The sequence below is a fragment of the Leptolyngbya sp. CCNP1308 genome, from assembly GCF_034932455.1.
GTDB lineage: Bacteria > Cyanobacteriota > Cyanobacteriia > Phormidesmidales > Phormidesmidaceae > Nodosilinea.
Genome location: NZ_JAYGIH010000092.1, coordinates 1 through 1,600, shown reverse-complemented (window position 1 = coordinate 1,600; position 1,600 = coordinate 1). Strand labels below are relative to the sequence as shown.

Below are 1,600 nucleotides of genomic sequence, written 5' to 3'. Positions count from 1 at the left end.
GCAAGATTTGGGCGGGGGGCGCATCAAGATCAGTACAGAGAAAGGCCTGAGGCTCCAACTGGCCCAGTGGGTCACGCACCAAGACCCAACGAATGGGGACAGGAGGACGTCCAGTGTGGTACCACACAGCAGTTTGCGAGACCCACTCTAAGGTGTAGGTTTGCTGACCATACCAGCCCTCCAGGGTAAGGGACTGCCAGCGGGTGGTGGACTCCTCCAATCGAGTTTTTAGCGATTATCTTGTTTGTCAAGCTCACCCTGCTATGTAGTGGCTATCACGGGGGTGGCGGCTGGCGGCAATGAGCAAGCTGGGGCTTGCCAAAGGGTGCCATGGGCCACCATGGCGTTGAGGATGGTCAGCAGCTTGCGCATCGAGGCAATCAAGGCGACCTTCTTGGGCTTACCGCGTTTGAGTAAGTGCTGATAGAACTCCCGAATCGCCGGATTATGTCGGGTGGCTACCAGGGTCGCCATATACAGCGCGGTGCGCACTGCGGCGCGGCCACCGACAATCTGCCGTTTGCCGCGCATTTGGCCACTATCGCGATTCATTGGCGCGAGGCCGCAGAGGCTGGCTAACGGTTTAGCGGACAGTCGTCCCAGTTCGGGTAACTGCGACACCAGCACCCCAATGGTGGCAGGCCCTAGACCGGGGACGCTGGTCAGCAGGTCACGGGTGCGCTGCCACTGCTCACTCTGCTGAATCAACGCCTCAATGTCGGTATCAAGGGCTTTGATTTGCTCGTCCAACCACTCGATGTGGGTCTCAATGCTCGCCTGGACGGTGGGGCGTGCGGTGCGCTGACGGGTCTTTTCCGCACTGCGCATCTCGACGAGTTGCTGACGTCGGGTCACCAAGGCCTGAAGCTGCTGACCGTCCTCACTCGCCATCGCCCGCACCGCCGGGCGAATCGCGTCGGCAAAATGCGCCAGCACCTCAGCATCCAGTTTGTCCGTTTTCGCTAAGCGTCCCGTCGCTTTGGCAAAGTCGCGCACTTGACGCGGATTCACCACCACCGTCGGATAGCCTTGCCCCATCAACGTTCGCGCTGCCAAGGTCTGATAGCCGCCGGTGGCTTCCAGCACAATTAACCCAATGACTAAGCCGTCGAGGTGTTGGGGCAACTCGACGAGGCCCACCTCACTATTGGCCACTTGAAGGGCACGGTCTAACGGACGAATGTAGACATCCAAGCACCGCTTTGAGACATCAATACCAATCCATTGCCGATCCTCTAGTCTGTCGTTCATGGTCATCTCCACCTTGAATCAGTAACCTTCTGAGCTAAACTCGTCCTTGCTCGATACGGAGTCACAGGCTCCTGGCGATTTTTCGAGTTTTATCCTTAAGGTGCGGCGACCCAAGCTACACGCGGTTTGATTAACCTAGGGTGGGACGGTCTGCCACACTTTTCAAGATACAAGGGTGGGCAAGCGTTGCCCGACTTTACGAGGGCGGCCGATGGTGTGGGTGTCCCGAGGCGGAGCGGGTTTATCAAGGGCGGCATCTAAACGCAGTCGAGTGACGACATGAACAGGATGGGGGAGATGGCTCACCGACGCCAACAAGTCTAGAGCGGCGAAGCTGCTGTCGGCCACC

1 protein-coding gene and 2 pseudogenes are annotated in these 1,600 nt (G+C 58.6%); all 3 read right to left on the bottom strand.

Annotation, left to right across the window (positions count from 1 at the left end):
* Window positions 1-220 (bottom strand): annotated as a pseudogene (locus VB780_RS25570) (hypothetical protein); the annotation flags it as partial.
* Between the two features lie 41 nt (window positions 221-261).
* Window positions 262-1,251: an IS110 family transposase gene (locus tag VB780_RS25565; RefSeq protein WP_323354016.1), complete on the bottom strand. Its 990-nt coding sequence runs from the start codon at window positions 1,249-1,251 to the stop codon at window positions 262-264.
* Window positions 1,252-1,413: 162 nt separating this feature from the next.
* Window positions 1,414-1,600, bottom strand: a pseudogene (locus VB780_RS25560) (hypothetical protein); the annotation flags it as partial.

What these genes read in the sequence shown, in the direction of transcription:
- VB780_RS25565 (WP_323354016.1), bottom strand. Translation starts at nt 1,251, where the DNA reads ATGAACGACAGACTAGAGGATCGGCAATGGATTGGTATTGATGTCTCA.